The 13,657-nt window shown below is 65.0% G+C and carries 13 protein-coding genes; 5 read left to right on the forward strand and 8 right to left on the reverse strand.

Translation table 11 applies throughout. The annotated features are described in order from the left end of the window. Positions 1 to 68: 68 nt before the first annotated feature. Positions 69 to 2,603, forward strand: a complete 2,535-nt coding sequence (locus QOL68_RS02165; RefSeq protein WP_282946533.1) for a TonB-dependent receptor — start codon at positions 69 to 71, stop codon at positions 2,601 to 2,603. Between the two features lie 122 nt (positions 2,604 to 2,725). Here the strand turns inward: QOL68_RS02165 and QOL68_RS02170 are convergent, their stop codons facing one another. Beyond that, complete coding sequence (locus QOL68_RS02170; protein WP_282946535.1) at positions 2,726 to 5,677, reverse strand: TonB-dependent receptor; 2,952 nt, start codon at positions 5,675 to 5,677, stop codon at positions 2,726 to 2,728. 434 nt (positions 5,678 to 6,111) lie between these two features. Between QOL68_RS02170 and folE the strand changes: the two genes are divergently transcribed. Then, positions 6,112 to 6,708, forward strand: a complete 597-nt coding sequence (gene folE / locus QOL68_RS02175) for a GTP cyclohydrolase I FolE (protein ID WP_058454650.1) — start codon at positions 6,112 to 6,114, stop codon at positions 6,706 to 6,708. Between the two features lie 13 nt (positions 6,709 to 6,721). Here folE and QOL68_RS02180 read toward each other — a convergent pair whose 3' ends face one another. Genes QOL68_RS02180 through QOL68_RS02190 form a run of 3 tightly spaced genes read right to left on the reverse strand, consistent with a single transcriptional unit; the run spans position 6,722 to position 8,375 of the window. Further along, the gene (locus QOL68_RS02180) at positions 6,722 to 7,369 is read right to left on the reverse strand and encodes a heme exporter protein CcmB (protein ID WP_058454649.1); all 648 of its coding nucleotides are present in this window, start codon (positions 7,367 to 7,369) and stop codon (positions 6,722 to 6,724) included. After that, positions 7,366 to 7,950 (reverse strand): heme ABC exporter ATP-binding protein CcmA, encoded by a 585-nt coding sequence (ccmA, locus tag QOL68_RS02185; protein WP_282946539.1) that lies wholly within the window; start codon positions 7,948 to 7,950, stop codon positions 7,366 to 7,368. The genes QOL68_RS02180 and ccmA overlap by 4 nt, the downstream gene beginning before the upstream one ends. Beyond that, positions 7,947 to 8,375, reverse strand: a complete 429-nt coding sequence (locus QOL68_RS02190; RefSeq protein WP_204993329.1) for a metallopeptidase family protein — start codon at positions 8,373 to 8,375, stop codon at positions 7,947 to 7,949. The genes ccmA and QOL68_RS02190 overlap by 4 nt, the downstream gene beginning before the upstream one ends. Before the next feature lie 52 nt (positions 8,376 to 8,427). Between QOL68_RS02190 and QOL68_RS02195 the strand changes: the two genes are divergently transcribed. After that, positions 8,428 to 8,715, forward strand: a complete 288-nt coding sequence (locus tag QOL68_RS02195; protein WP_282946542.1) for a 4a-hydroxytetrahydrobiopterin dehydratase — start codon at positions 8,428 to 8,430, stop codon at positions 8,713 to 8,715. A gap of 102 nt (positions 8,716 to 8,817) precedes the next feature. Here the strand turns inward: QOL68_RS02195 and rplI are convergent, their stop codons facing one another. The 4 genes from rplI to QOL68_RS02215 form a co-directional block, all read right to left on the reverse strand. After that, the gene (gene rplI / locus QOL68_RS02200) at positions 8,818 to 9,444 is read right to left on the reverse strand and encodes a 50S ribosomal protein L9 (protein WP_058454645.1); all 627 of its coding nucleotides are present in this window, start codon (positions 9,442 to 9,444) and stop codon (positions 8,818 to 8,820) included. Positions 9,445 to 9,457: 13 nt separating this feature from the next. Further along, positions 9,458 to 9,682, reverse strand: coding sequence for a 30S ribosomal protein S18 (gene rpsR / locus QOL68_RS02205; RefSeq protein ID WP_058454644.1), 225 nt, complete (start codon positions 9,680 to 9,682; stop codon positions 9,458 to 9,460). Between the two features lie 11 nt (positions 9,683 to 9,693). Further along, entirely contained in the window at positions 9,694 to 10,059 is a 366-nt protein-coding gene (rpsF, locus tag QOL68_RS02210) for a 30S ribosomal protein S6 (protein WP_058454643.1), read from the reverse strand. A 158-nt stretch (positions 10,060 to 10,217) separates the two neighbouring features. Continuing rightward, positions 10,218 to 11,603, reverse strand: a complete 1,386-nt coding sequence (locus tag QOL68_RS02215; RefSeq protein ID WP_282946547.1) for a Mur ligase family protein — start codon at positions 11,601 to 11,603, stop codon at positions 10,218 to 10,220. Between the two features lie 149 nt (positions 11,604 to 11,752). Here QOL68_RS02215 and QOL68_RS02220 point away from each other — a divergent pair, with 149 nt between their 5' ends. Both QOL68_RS02220 and fabD read left to right on the forward strand, forming a co-directional pair. Continuing rightward, a complete protein-coding gene (locus QOL68_RS02220) occupies positions 11,753 to 12,580 on the forward strand; it encodes an LD-carboxypeptidase (protein WP_282946549.1) in 828 nt (275 codons plus the stop codon). A 123-nt stretch (positions 12,581 to 12,703) separates the two neighbouring features. Further along, positions 12,704 to 13,642: an ACP S-malonyltransferase gene (gene fabD / locus QOL68_RS02225; protein ID WP_282946551.1), complete on the forward strand. Its 939-nt coding sequence runs from the start codon at positions 12,704 to 12,706 to the stop codon at positions 13,640 to 13,642. Positions 13,643 to 13,657 lie beyond the last annotated feature (15 nt).

A 13,657-nucleotide genomic window follows, 5' to 3' on the forward strand; every position in this document is an offset into this window, starting at 1 on the left:
GTTGCTGCCGGGCATCTCCCACTTAGGCCTTTGGGCTGCGTCCGGCGGTTTGGAGAGAGAGAGACATCATGACTTTGCGCAACATCCTGTTGGGCGCCACCATGCTGTGCGCCGCGACCACCCCTGCTTACGCCTTTGCCCAGGACGCCGACGCGTCTGCCGACACCGCGACCACTAATGACGAAGCCGAATATGGTAACGAGATCATCGTTACCGCCACCGGCCGTTCGCAGATCGCACAGGATGTACCGATTGCCCTCAGCGTCGTTGGCGGCGAGCAGCTTGCGAACGCCGGCATCTCGGACATTCGCGGTCTCCGTCAGGTGGCGCCGAGCCTTCAGGTGACGACGGGTCAGTCGTCGGCGACCGGCGTCGTGCTGCGCATCCGCGGTATCGGTACCGCTGGCGACAACCCCGGGTTCGAGCCTGCCGTGGGCGTATTCATCGATGGCGTGCTCCGGGCGCGTGCCGGCGTCGCGCTGGCCGACTTGCCCCCGATCGATCGCGTCGAAGTGCTGCGCGGTCCGCAGGGCACATTGTTCGGCCGCAACACTTCGGCCGGTGCGCTCAACATCATTACCCAGAAACCCTCGTTCGACCTAGGCGGCTATGCCGAGCTCAGCTATGGCAATTATGACGAGATCGAGGCCAAGGCAGGCATCACCGGCGGTCTTTCCGAGGCGGTCGCGCTCCGGCTCGACGGTGGCTATCACAAGCGCGACGGCTATATCAAAGACGCCAATTCGGATCGTCGCTTCAACGATGTCGATCGCTGGTTCGTTCGGGGTCAGGCGCTCTTCGAGAAGGATGACATCAGCCTTCGCATCATCGGCGACTATGCCAAGACCGACGAACAGTGCTGCGGCGCGATCAACACCAATTCGGGCTTCCTGATCGCTCCCAACCCGGCCGACATCAACACCGTGCTCGGCTTTGCTGCAAGCAATGTCATCCAGGCCTTTTCGGCCAACCCGCTGCTCGGCGGAGCGGTCGGCCGCGTCGGCATCGTCCGGCCGTTCGACGCCAAGTCGCGCACGATGGCGACGTCGCCGAACCGCGACCTGTCCGAAAAGGTCAAGGAATGGGGCGTTTCCGGCGAGTTGAACTGGAATCTGGGCGATGTGACGCTGACCTCGATCACCGCCTACCGCGACTGGAAGGCGCTGCGTAACCAGGATATCGATTTCTCGGGTCTCGATCGCGCCTATCGCGATGGCTATCGCACCGGTCTGACCGACTTCACGCAGGAAATCCGTTTCAACGGTTCGGCGTTCGACGGTGGTCTCGACTGGCTGGTCGGCGGTTTCTACCTGAACGAAAAGACGACGCTGACCGACCGGGTGCGCTTCGGCACCCAGGCCGACCAGTTCGTCGACGGCATGTTCAACGCGCTGACCGCCGGTCAGCCGGGCCTGCCGGCGCAAGGCCTGCAGCTTTACGGCACGCTCGGGCCGCTGGTGCCGGTCTATGGCGGGGTGCCGCTGCCGCGCACGCCCGACGGGGGCGGCCAGGTTGCCGACCAGTATAGCGTCAAGACCGAAGCCTTCGCGCTCTTCACGCACAATATCGTCAACTTCACCGACCAGCTCTCGCTGACGCTCGGCCTGCGCTACAACCACGAGAACAAGGACATCAAGGCCAACCTGAACTCGGTTGTTCCGGCCTGCTCCTTCCTGCAGAGCCCCGGTGCTGCCGCCTATCGCGCCGGTCTCGGTGCGCGCTTCCCGCTGGTCTATCTCTATGCCTGCAACCCGACCGTCAATTCGGAGTTCAACGGCAACTACACCGGCGACCGCAGCGAAAGCGAGTTCACCGGCACGGCGAAGCTGTCGTTCAAGGTCACGGACGATGTCCTGCTCTATGGTGGCTACGACCGTGGCTACAAGTCGGGTGGTTACAACCTCGACCGCGGCTCGTTCGACAGCGTGCTGCTGGGCGGCAACGGTGCGCAGATCACCGATCTGGAATTCGGCAACGAAACGGCCGACGTTTTCGAAGTCGGCGTGAAGAGCAATTTCGGCCACGCCTTCCAGGTCAACGCCTCGCTGTTCCACTCGACGTTCAAGGGCTATCAGAACAACGCGTTTGAAGGGACGCGCTTCGTGGTCCGCAACTTCGACAAGGTGATCTCGCAGGGCGTCGAGCTCGACACGATCATCCGCCCGGTGAGCGACCTGACCTTCCAGTTCGGCTACACCTACCTCGATACCGAGGTGAAGGATCCGCTGGCGGGCAGCGACAACGGCAAGCCGCTGACCAATTCGCCGCGCCATGTCATCACCTCGGCAATGACCTGGACGCCGCAGCTCAGCAGCTCGGTCGGCGGTCTCGTCCACATCGATGCGCGGACGAACAGCGACTCGAATACGCTCAACTCGCCGCTCGGCGTGCCGTTCACGAAGAATGACGGCTATTCGATCGTCAACGCGCGCGTCGGTCTGAACTTCAACGACAACAAGTTCGGCATCGAGGCCTATGTCGAGAACCTGTTCAACAAATATTATAATATCACGTCGTTCCCGGTTCCCGAGCAGGGCACGAGCTTCGCGGTCTATCCCGCGCCGCCGCGCTTCTATGGTGTGAAGCTTCGCGCTTCTTTCTAAGCGACGTATAGCGGAAAGGGCGCGTCGTTCCGGCGCGCCCTTTTTGGTTTCTTGCTAGGGCAAAAGAAAGCCCGGCCTCTCGATGGAGAGGCCGGGCCATTTTGTTTACGCTGTGCGCAGGGTCAGAATTTGACCCCGGCGCCGATGCCGTAACGGCGCGGTTCGAGCGTGAAGATGTTCGTGAACAGGCCCGACGACTGGTCGGTCAGGTACAGACCCGTCGTTGCGTTGCTGTCGAAGATATTCTGCACGAAACCACGCACATACCAGCGGTCGTCCCTGCCGTTGAGCTGGATCTGTGCATTGGCTTGCGCATATCCCTTCACCTTGTTCACCCGGCCGTTGAAGATATTGCCATAGCTGTCGCCGGTGTAGGTGAGATCCATGCGCGGGACGAGCGACATGCCGCTGTCGAAGTTGATCGTGTGCTGGACACCGGCCGAGAATTTGACGTTCGGCGCCTGCGGCAGCTTGTTGCCCTTGATGCTGATCGGCACGCCGCCGCCATAAGCGGTGATCGCGCCGCCGGTGCCCGCAGCCGCAGCAACGAGCGCGTCGCAGCTCGAGAAGGCTCCGCTGCCGGCACCGAGCCCCGAGTCCGACGGGAAGGCGGTCGGCCCGCGCAGGCCGTTGGCTGCGGTCAGCCCGCGGCTGGCGTTGATGCCGTTGTTCACCGCGGTGACGAAGGCATCGGCTGCCGCTTGGCCGCCGACATTGGCGACGATGGCGCAGTTGAACGCCTGGCCGATGTCCTTGATGATCACCGAGTTCGGCAGACCGCCCGACGGGTCGCGCTGGTTGATGAACAGCGTGTCGTCGGTGACCTTGGTGTTGAGGTAGCTGAAGCCGAGGTTGATCAGCCAGTCCGGGTCGGGCCGGACGATCCCTTCGACCTCGACGCCCCAGATGTCGGCGTCGACATTGTCGTTGAGCGAGGTGCGCGCGACGATGCGGCTGAGCTGCAGGCCCTTATATTTATAATAGAAGCCCGTCAGGTTCAGCTGCAGCTGGCCGCCGCCGAAGGTGTTCTTCGAACCGATCTCGAACGCGTCGACGATTTCGGAATCGAAGGTTTCGGTCACGCCGGGAATGATCACCTGCAGCGCCGGGTTGATGCCGCCAGATTTGTAGCCGCGCGAGTAGGACGCATAGAGGAGATTGTCGTCGGTGATCTTGAAGTCGACGACGGCGCGGCCGGTGAACTCGTCGAACTTGAAGGTCCGGTCGCGGAACCGCTGCGGCCCCGGTAGCCCGGTCGCGCCAGTGTCGGCGTCGAACGTCCCCGAATAGGGCGACTGGAAGATGTCGCCGGTCGTGGAGTAGGGCACCAGGAAGTTCGCCAACGTCGAGTTCGAGATGTCGCGCTTCTTGTCGTTGTTGTAGCGCAGGCCGACGGTGAATTTCAGCCGGTCGCTCGCCTCGAAATAGGCCTCGCCGAAAATCCCGTAGGAAGTCAGCTTGAACACCTCGTCATGGTTCCGGAAGTAGGGCGAGCCGAGGTAGGACGGCGGCAGGCCCCGCGACAGCGCGGTAAAGGTGCCGAACAGGGATGCGAAATAGTCGATCGAGAAGGCGTTGACATAATAGTCGCCGTTGGTCGTTTTCGATTGCGAATAGATGCCGCCCAGCAGGAAGTTGAACGGTCCGTCGAAATCGCTGGTGATGATCGCCTCACCCGCCCAGCTCTCGTTCTTCGCGACCGAGCGGTCGAAGGCGAGCGGCGTCGCCGCACAGATGCCGTCGCCGCCGAAAACACCAAGCCCGTTCGGATTTGTGTTCGACGTGCAGACATTGCCCGCCGGTCCGTTCGGGATCAGCGCCGCCGCGATCGGCGCGAAATAGGCGTTCGTGCCGGGCAGGCCGGGGATGCCGTTGGCCGCGAGGAAGGCCAGCGAATTCAGGCCCTGTTGCAGCGGCGCGCGGCTGGCGACGTCGAGGTTGTAGTCCTGCCGCGAATCGACCCGCGTGCGCTGATAGATACCCGTCAGGCCGAGATTGATCGTCCCGAAGCTATGGTCGAGATGCGCCTGCGCCTGGATTTCGTCGGTGAAATATTCGGGCGTGAAGTCGGTGTTGACCGTCCGCACATCGGCCGGTTCGACCGATGTCGCGTTGATGTCGGCGCCGTAGAGGCTGCCGGTTCCAAGCCCGAGCGCGGGCGAAATGCCGTTGAGGCCGAACACTTCGCGCGAGCCCAGCACGCTGGGGAAGGTCGCGTTGCCGTTGACCTTGCCATATTCGCGGCGGTTGTTGAGGCAGCCGAGCACGCCGGTCGGATCGCGCTGGCAGAGCTGCTTCTGGATACGAAGGCGGTCATCCTTTTCGCGGAAATAATAGCCCATCAGGTCCAGCGTCGTGTCCGGGCCCGGCTCCCAGCGCAGCGAACCGCGGATCGCGTACATTTCGCGGCCGTCGATGTGGCTGCCGTCGAACAGGTTTTTCGTATAGCCGCCGCGCTTCAGGTAGAAGCCCGCGGCACGGACGGCGAGCGTGTCGCCCAGCGGGACGTTGACCATCCCCTTGACTTTCCACGCATCGAAATTGCCATATTCGCCGTCGACCGACGCTTGGAACTCGCCGGGCTTGGGCTTGGCGGTGACGAAGTTGACGACGCCCGAGGTCGCGTTGCGGCCGAACAGCGTGCCCTGCGGTCCGCGCAGCACCTCGATGCGCTCGAGGTCGAAATATTCCGTCTCGAACAGGCGGGTACCGAACAGCGGCGAACCATTCACATGGATAGCGGTCGCGCTGTCGCAGCTGAAGCCGACGCAAAGGTCGCCGATGCCGCGGATGGTAAAGCTCGAGCCGGTGAAATTGCCCTTGGAAAAGGTGACGTTGGGCAGGGTGAGCTGAAGGTCGGACGCATTCTCGATCTGCTGCGATTCCAGTGCCTCGGCCGAAAAAGCGCTGACCGCGATCGGCACGTCCTGCAGGCGTTCGGCCTGGCGCTGCGCCGTGACGACGATCTCGCTTCCGTACGCATTGCTGCTTTCGTTGTCCGCGTTTTGCGCATGGGCTGGTGTCGCCACCGCCATCGCAACGACCGACGAACCGATCAGTGCCTTGAACTTCATCAACATCCTCCCTTTTTCGAACCCGCGCCTGCGGGCCGCCCAAACTGAATTGTGCTAAAGGGGAGGGGCTGAGACCAGACGTGGCAAAGCGCGCCGGGCCGGAACGGCCAAGTGCCTGCGTGTATCCCGCTTGCCAGCAAGGCTGGTCATCGTCCTCTCCCACCGGCGTCGGGGAAGTACGCCGGCATCTCCTGATTACGGCCCGCTCGAGCGAACTCTGTAATGCCCCGAAGGTGCGCCGAGTTGACGAAAGCGTCAAGTCACTTGTTACGCCAAAAACCGTCGGAAATTCAGGCGAGTCCCGAAATGGAAAAAGCGCAGATTCCGCAACGTAAACTTGGCAGGGGCCGATAAATTATTGACGTACCGGGGTTGCGCATCGCGCGCTTCGCGCCGAAATGTGCGGCATTGATGCAACAGTGAAGGCAGGGTGGATGGCAAAGGTGGAACTGGGCGCGGACGGCAAGCCCGTGGTCCCGGACGAGGTGCTGGGGGCGGTGCGCACGCTGATCGAATGGGCCGGCGACGATCCGACGCGCGAGGGGCTGGTCGACACGCCGCGGCGCGTTGCGCGCGCGTGGCTCGAATATTGCCAGGGCTATGCCGAAGATCCGGCGATCCATCTGTCGCGCACCTTCGAGGAGGTCGGCGGCTATGACGAGATCGTGATGCTGCGCGACATTCCGTTCCAGTCGCATTGCGAACACCATATGGCACCGATCACCGGCAAGGCGTCGATCGCCTATCTGCCGCGCGACCGGGTCGTCGGCATTTCGAAACTCGCGCGCGTGCTCAACGGTTTCGCGCGGCGCCTGCAGGTGCAGGAGCGGCTGACCGCCGAAGTCGCCAAATGCATCTGGGACAATTTGCACCCGCACGGCGTTGCGGTGGTGATCGACGCGCAGCATGGCTGCATGACCGGGCGCGGCGTCCGCACGCCGGGCGTGGGCATGGTCACCAGCCGCCTGCTCGGCTGCTTCCTCGACGACGAGCGCAGCCGCAAGGAAGTGCTCGCGCTGATGGGATATTGAGGGAGCGCCGCTCCTATTCGCGCAAGCCCCTGAGCGCCGCGCCCGCCGCGAAGGGGCCGATCACCGTCAACAGCAGGCTCGCCGCGCCGAGCAGCTTCATTGCACCGCGCCCCGAGGGGTCGAGCATCCCCGCACCGAAGATAAGCATCGGGACCGCCAGCGGCAGAACGAGCAGGCCGCCGATCGCGCTGCCGCCCTTGAGGTTGGCAGTGAGCGCCGCGCTCAGCACCGCGAGCGAGGCAAGCGCCGGGATCGCGAGGGCAAGGCCCGTTGCGAGCGTGTGCACCCGCGTCGCATCCTGCGCCAGCAGCGCGGCGGCGGGGAGCAGCGCGACGAGTAGGGGCAGGCCGAAGCCGACGGCATGAGCCGCGATCTTGACCGCTGCGACCGCCTCGTCGGCGAAGCCGCGCACCGCCAGCTGGTCGAGCACCCCTGCCTCACGATCGGGACGCACGAGCCGGTCGATCGGAAGCAGCGCGGCGAGGAGTGCCGCGACCCACATCATCCCGCCGCCGGTCCGCGCGAGCAGCGGCGCGTCGGGTCCGACCGCGAAGGGAAAGGCGGTCGCGACGAGCAGAAAGAAGACGACCGGCAGCCACAGCGCCCCGCTACCCCACGCGCGGCGCAGGTCGCGCCAGAACAGTGCGATGAGCGCCGTCATGCGAGCGCGCCCATGTCGAGTTCGGCGAGATCGGAAATGCCGAGCGTGAAATGCGAGGCGAGCAACACAGCGCCGCCGTTGGCGCGATGCTTCGCGATCGCCGCGACCAACCGCGCCTGCGCCGCATCGTCCATGCCGTTGGCGGGTTCGTCGAGCAGCCAGATCGGCGCGCTGCTGGCGATGACGCGCGCCATCGCGGCGCGTTTGCGCTGGCCGGTCGAGAGCATCGAGACCGGCACTTCGGCGAGCGAAGCCAGCGCCATGTCGTCCATCGCGCGCGTCACGACAGGACCGTCGACGGTATCGACCCGCGCCCAGAAATCGAGCGCCTTGCGCAGCGGCAGCTCGGCATCGAGCGCCGCGGCCTCGTCGACCATCGCGATGCGCTCGCGGCGTGTCACCGTCCCGGCCGCGGGCCGCAGCAGCCCCGCGGCGAGCCGGATCAGGCTCGACTTGCCGGCGCCATTCGGTCCGCGCAGCCACAGCGCTTCGCCCCGGCCGAGCGCCAGCGACAGCCCCTCGAACAACAGCCGCTCGCCGCGGATGCACGCCACGCCGTCGAGCCGCAAAAGCTCCGTCACGCCATGTCTTCCAGCGCGTGCATGTCGTCGTCGGAAAAGCCGAAATGATGGCCGATCTCGTGGATCAGCACATGGCGCACCAGCCAGTCGAGGCGCTCGCCGCCCTCGATCCATTCGACGAGAATGGGAATGCGGTAGAGCGTCACCCGGTCGGGCATCCCGCCGCTCTGGTCGATGCTGCGCTCGGTGAGCGGGCGGCCTTCGTACAGGCCGGTGAGGTCATAGGGATGTTCGATATCGAGCGAAGCGAGCGTTTCGTCGTCGGCGAATTCCGAAATCTCGATCACGACGTCGCGGATGTGCGGCTTGAAGACGGCGGGCATGGTCTCGAGCGCCGCCTCGGCCATCGCGAAGATCGCATCGGCATCGGGGGCGGTTCCCGTCCAGCCGGGCGGAAGTCGGGTCGTGGCACTCTTGTCGCTCATCGCGCCCTTCCTTATGGCGGCGGCTCGGCCTTTACCAGCGGGAGAAAATGCGATGGTCCGGAAACTCGACGATGCGGAGCGCGCGGCGCTGTTCGCGCGCTTTCCCGAATGGACCCACGAGCCGGTGCGCGACGGCATCACCCGCCGGTTCAGGTTCGACGATTTCGCGCAGGCCTTCGGCTTTATGGCGAGCGTCGCGATCATCGCCGAGAAAATGGACCATCATCCCGAATGGTCGAACGTCTATAATCGGGTCGACATTTTGCTGACGACGCATGACGCAGAAGGACTGTCGGAACGCGACCTCGCGCTCGCCGAAGCGATCGAGGCTTTGCTCTAGGGGAGGGGGCGGGATTCCGCCCGACCTCGTTCTTCCGGCAAGAAAAAGGCCCCGGAACCTTGTCCCGGGGCCTTTCCTGTCTCTTGCGAGAGGAGAGGGAGCTTAGGCTTCCTCGCCTTCGTCCGCGGCGGGCGCTTCGGCAGCCAGCTCCGACGGGGGCGTGGCGTCTTCGAACTCGTCTTCGCTGTCGGGCTCGAGGGCCGAGGCAACCGCTTCGGCCTGTTCTTCCTCGAACATGGCGGCGATCACGTCGATGCCCTGCTTCTGCATTTCGGCTTCGTCCGGCGAGCGCGCGACGTTGACCTGAACGGTCACGACGACTTCGGGGTGCAGCTTCACCTTGACGTCGAACAGGCCGAGCGACTTGATCGGGCGTTCGAGCTCGACCATCGCCTTGGTGATGTTCGCGGCGCCGTCCTCGACCAGCGCGTCGACGATGTCACGCACCGAGACCGAACCATAGAGCTGGCCGGTGTTCGACGCCTGACGGATCAGGACGACCTGCTTGCCGTCGACATCCTTGGCATGGCCTTCGGCGGCGGTACGGCGTTCGGCGTTGTCGGCCTCGATCTTCGAGCGGTTGGCTTCGAACAGCTTGCGGTTGGCTTCGTTCGCGCGCAGCGCCTTGTTGTTGGGCAACAGGAAGTTGCGGGCAAAGCCGTTCTTGACGGTGACGACATCGCCGATACCGCCCAGTTTCTCGATACGTTCGAGCAGGATGATTTCCATCGGTCCGCGCTCCTTACTTTACAATGTAGGGGAGCAGGCCGATGTGGCGGGCGCGCTTGATCGCCTTCGCCAGCTCGCGCTGCTTCTTGGTGGACACCGCGGTGATCCGCGACGGGACGATCTTGCCGCGCTCCGACAGGTAACCCTGGAGCAGGCGGACGTCCTTGAAATCGATGACCGGTGCGTCCTTCGCGCTGAAGGGGCAGGTCTTGCGGCGGCGGAAAAAGGGTCGTGCCATTGTCGTTATCCTTATTCTTCGCCGTCGCGGTCACGACCGCGGCCACCGCGGCGTTCCTGCTTGCGCATCATCACCGACGGACCCTTTTCGAGTTCGTCGACCTTGATGGTGAGCCAGCGGATGATATCTTCGTTGATCGACGCCTGACGCTCGATCTCGGCGATGGCTTCGCCCGACACTTCGGCCGACACCATCACATAATGGCCCTTGCGGTTCTTCGCGATCTTGTACGCGAGCTGCTTGAGGCCCCAGGTTTCGGTCTTGTGGACCTGCCCCTTATATTCGGTCACGATTCCCGCGACACCTTCGGCGAGCGCATCGACCTGAGCCTGGCTCAGGTCCTGACGCGCGATAAAGACATGCTCGTAAAACGGCATGGTTTGCGTCCTTCGATTTGGCCGATCGCTGATTCCGCGCCAATCGCGAAACCCCTCCGGCTGTCGTCCGGCTTTGCGTATTGGTGCAAAGCAAACGGGGCGATGGCAACGTGGCCTCGCCCCGGATGAGCGCGCCTATACAGATTCGCGCGCGGAAATCAAGCTTGGCCGAGCTTTTCCAGCAACTCCCGCCCGAATTCGGTCAGCGTGTCGTCGCGCGCGCCGAGGATCAGGATGCGGTCGCCGGGCTTCGCTTCACCCAGTATCGCGGCGCCGCATTCGGCGCGGGTGGCGAGATGCACCGCGTCGCCGCCGCCTGCGACGATATCGGCGACGAGCTTTTCACTGCCGACGCTGCGGTCGACGGTGCCGCCGAAATAGACGGGATCGCTGACGTACAGCTTGTCGCCTTCGCGCATGCCCTTCGCAAAGCTCGCCGCGAGTTCGGCGCCCATCTGGCGGAGCGGGCCGTAACCGTGCGGCTGGAAAAACAGCAATGTGCGGCCCGGCAGTTCGGCGACCGCGGCGAGGGTCGCGGCAACCTTGTCGGGATTGTGCGCGAAATCGTCGATCACGGTGACGCCGTTCGCCTGACCGAGCACCTCATAGCGGCGGGCGAGGCCCGCGAAACCGGCCAGCGCTGCCACCGCCTCTGCGACGGGAACGCCGGCGGCGTGCGTCGCCGCAATCGCGGCGAGCGCATTGGCGGCATTGTGGCGGCCGGGCATCCGCAGGGCCGCGGCGTGGGCTGTGCTTTCGACATTTACGGTAAAGCGGCACCCATCGGGAAGGGCTGCGAAGTCGCTGCCACGCACGTGCGCCGTGTCCGTGAAGCCGAAGCTGGCGACATTGGCGCCGACGAGCAACGGCGCTGATTCGGCGTCGTCGGCGTTGATAACCGCGACGCGTGCTTTCGCGGCGAAGTCGCCGAAGAGTTGGTGGAGCTCTTCGAGGCTCTTGTGGTCCAGGCTGATGTTGGTGACCACCGCAACGTCGGGCCGGTAAAGCGCGATCGACCCGTCGCTTTCATCGACTTCGCTGACATAGGTGGCGGCATCGCCGACGAGCGCGCTTGCGAAGGGCATCGTGTCGCTGGCGAAATTACGCATCACCGCGCCGTTCATGACCGTCGGCTTGGCGCCCGCGCTTTCGAGAATCCACCCGATCATCCCCGTCACGGTCGACTTGCCGCTGGTGCCGCCGACGCCGATCGCCTGTTCGGCCTCGTTGAAGAGCGCGGCATTGAGGTCGGCGCGGGTCAGACGCGGCAGGCCGAGCGCGTTCGCGGCGGCGACATCGGGCACGCCGTCCTCGACCGCGGCCGAGGCGACAAGCGCCTGCCCTGCGGTGACCCCGCTCCCGTCCTGGGGGAACAGCGCGATGCCCTGCCGTTCGATCCAGTCGAACTTGTCCGGCGAGCGCCCCTGGTCGCGGCTGCGATCGGAGCCCGCGACCGCGCTTCCGCGCGCCGCGACGATCATTGCGAGCGGCAGCATGCCCGACCCTCCGATGCCGCAGAAGAAATAGGATTTGTTTTCCGACATGGCGGCGCGATATGGCCTTGAGGGAGGGTTTGCAACTGGCACTCGCCCCGATTTCCGTTCGTGTCGAGCGAAGTCGAGATACCTGTCGGGATGGCGCAAGGCTGAAGGGCATCTCGACTTCGCTCGATGCGAACGGATATGGGGGATTCATGCGTATAGGAATCGTCGCCCCCAGTACCCCCATCCTGCCCGACGATGCCGAGGCGGTGCGCGCGATCGCCAGCCTTGGCTATCCCGACGTCGAGCTGGAATTCGACCCGCAATGTTTCGCGGTCCACGGTCATTTCGCGGGCGAGGACGGGCACCGTTTTGCCGCGCTCGTCGAAATGGCGAACCGGTCCGATATCGAGGCGGTCTGGTTCGCGCGCGGCGGCTATGGCGCATGCCGCATCGCCGAGGATGCGGTCGCGGCAATGACTCCGGCGGCGCGCGGCAAGGCTTTCCTCGGCTACTCCGATCAAGGCAATCTTCTCGGCGCGCTCTATCGCGACGGCTTCGATCATGTGGCGCACGGACCGATGGTCGCCGACGTGCGCCGCGAGGGCGGCGATGCCGCGGTGGCGCGCGCGCTCGACTGGCTCGTCGCGCGCGATCCGGCGGCGTGCGAGCCGGGGCTGGCGCACGGCGCGCGGCACGCGGCGTTCAACCTGATGACCTTGTCGATGCTGCTCGGCACCCCGCTCGAGCCCGATCTGTCTGGGCATATCCTGATCGTCGAGGAGGTGAGCGAATATCTCTACGCCTTCGACCGCGCCTTCTTTCATGTCGCGACCTATCTCGCGCCGCGCGGGCTCGCGGGGATCCGGCTCGGCCGCGTCAGCGACGTGCCCGAGAACGACCGGCCGTTCGGGGTGGAGGCCGAGGACATCGCCCGCGACTGGTGCGCGCGCACCGGCATTCCGTATCTCGGCCGCGCCGACATCGGCCATGACGCGGCGAACAAGGTGGTGCCCTTCGGCTTGCATCGCGCGGGGTGAGCGAATAGGCGCCCACTCGTCGCTCCCGCGAAGGCGGGGGCCGTTGTCGGCCTAACCCGACGGCGAAGTATAAACCTCCAGCGGTCCCCGCCTTCGCGGGGGCGACGATATAGGGACAGGGTCATGCGCGCATTCATCTTTCCGGGTCAGGGCAGCCAGTCGGTCGGCATGGGCAAGGCGCTCGCCGATGCATCGCCGGTCGCCCGCGAAGTGTTTCAGGAGGTCGACGAGGCGCTCGGTCAGAAGCTGTTCAAGCTGATGAGCGATGGCCCCGAAGACCAGCTGACCCTCACCGAAAACGCCCAGCCCGCGATCATGGCGAACGCGATCGCGACCTTGCGCGTGCTGGAGAAGGAAGGCGGCGTCACGCTCGCCGCCACGGCCGATTATGTCGCGGGCCACAGCCTCGGCGAATATAGCGCGCTCTGCGCCGCCGGTGCCTTCGACCTTTCGACGACAGCGCAGCTGCTCAAGACGCGCGGGCAGGCGATGCAGGCGGCGGTGCCAGTCGGCATCGGTGCGATGGCGGCGCTGCTCGGCGCGGACATCGACACCGCGCAGAAGCTCGCCGATGCCGCGGCCGAGGGCGAGGTCTGCACCGTCGCCAACGACAATGATCCGTCGCAGGTCGTGATCTCGGGCCACAAGGGTGCGGTCGAGCGTGCGGTGGCACTGGTCAAGGATTTCGGGATCAAGCGCGGCGTGCTGCTACCCGTGTCGGCGCCCTTCCACTGCCCGCTGATGCAGCCCGCCGCCGATGCGATGGCCGAAGCGCTGGGCACGAACCCGCCCGCCGCACCATTTGTACCCGTCGTCGCGAACGTCACCGCGAGCCCGGTCAGCGATGCCGGCACGATTCGCGACCTGCTGGTCAGCCAGGTCACCGGCCGCGTCCGCTGGCGCGAAAGCGTCGGCGCGATGGAGGAGATCGGCGTCGGCCAGTTCGTCGAATTCGGTGGCAAGGTTCTCTCGCCGATGGTCAAGCGCAGCGCGTCGGGCGAGGTCGAGACCGCCAGCCTGATTGCGATGGACGATATCGAGGCGTTCCTCAAAACGCTCTAAGCTTCAGATTTCAGG

Source organism: Sphingopyxis sp. Geo25 (assembly GCF_949769135.1).
GTDB lineage: Bacteria > Pseudomonadota > Alphaproteobacteria > Sphingomonadales > Sphingomonadaceae > Sphingopyxis.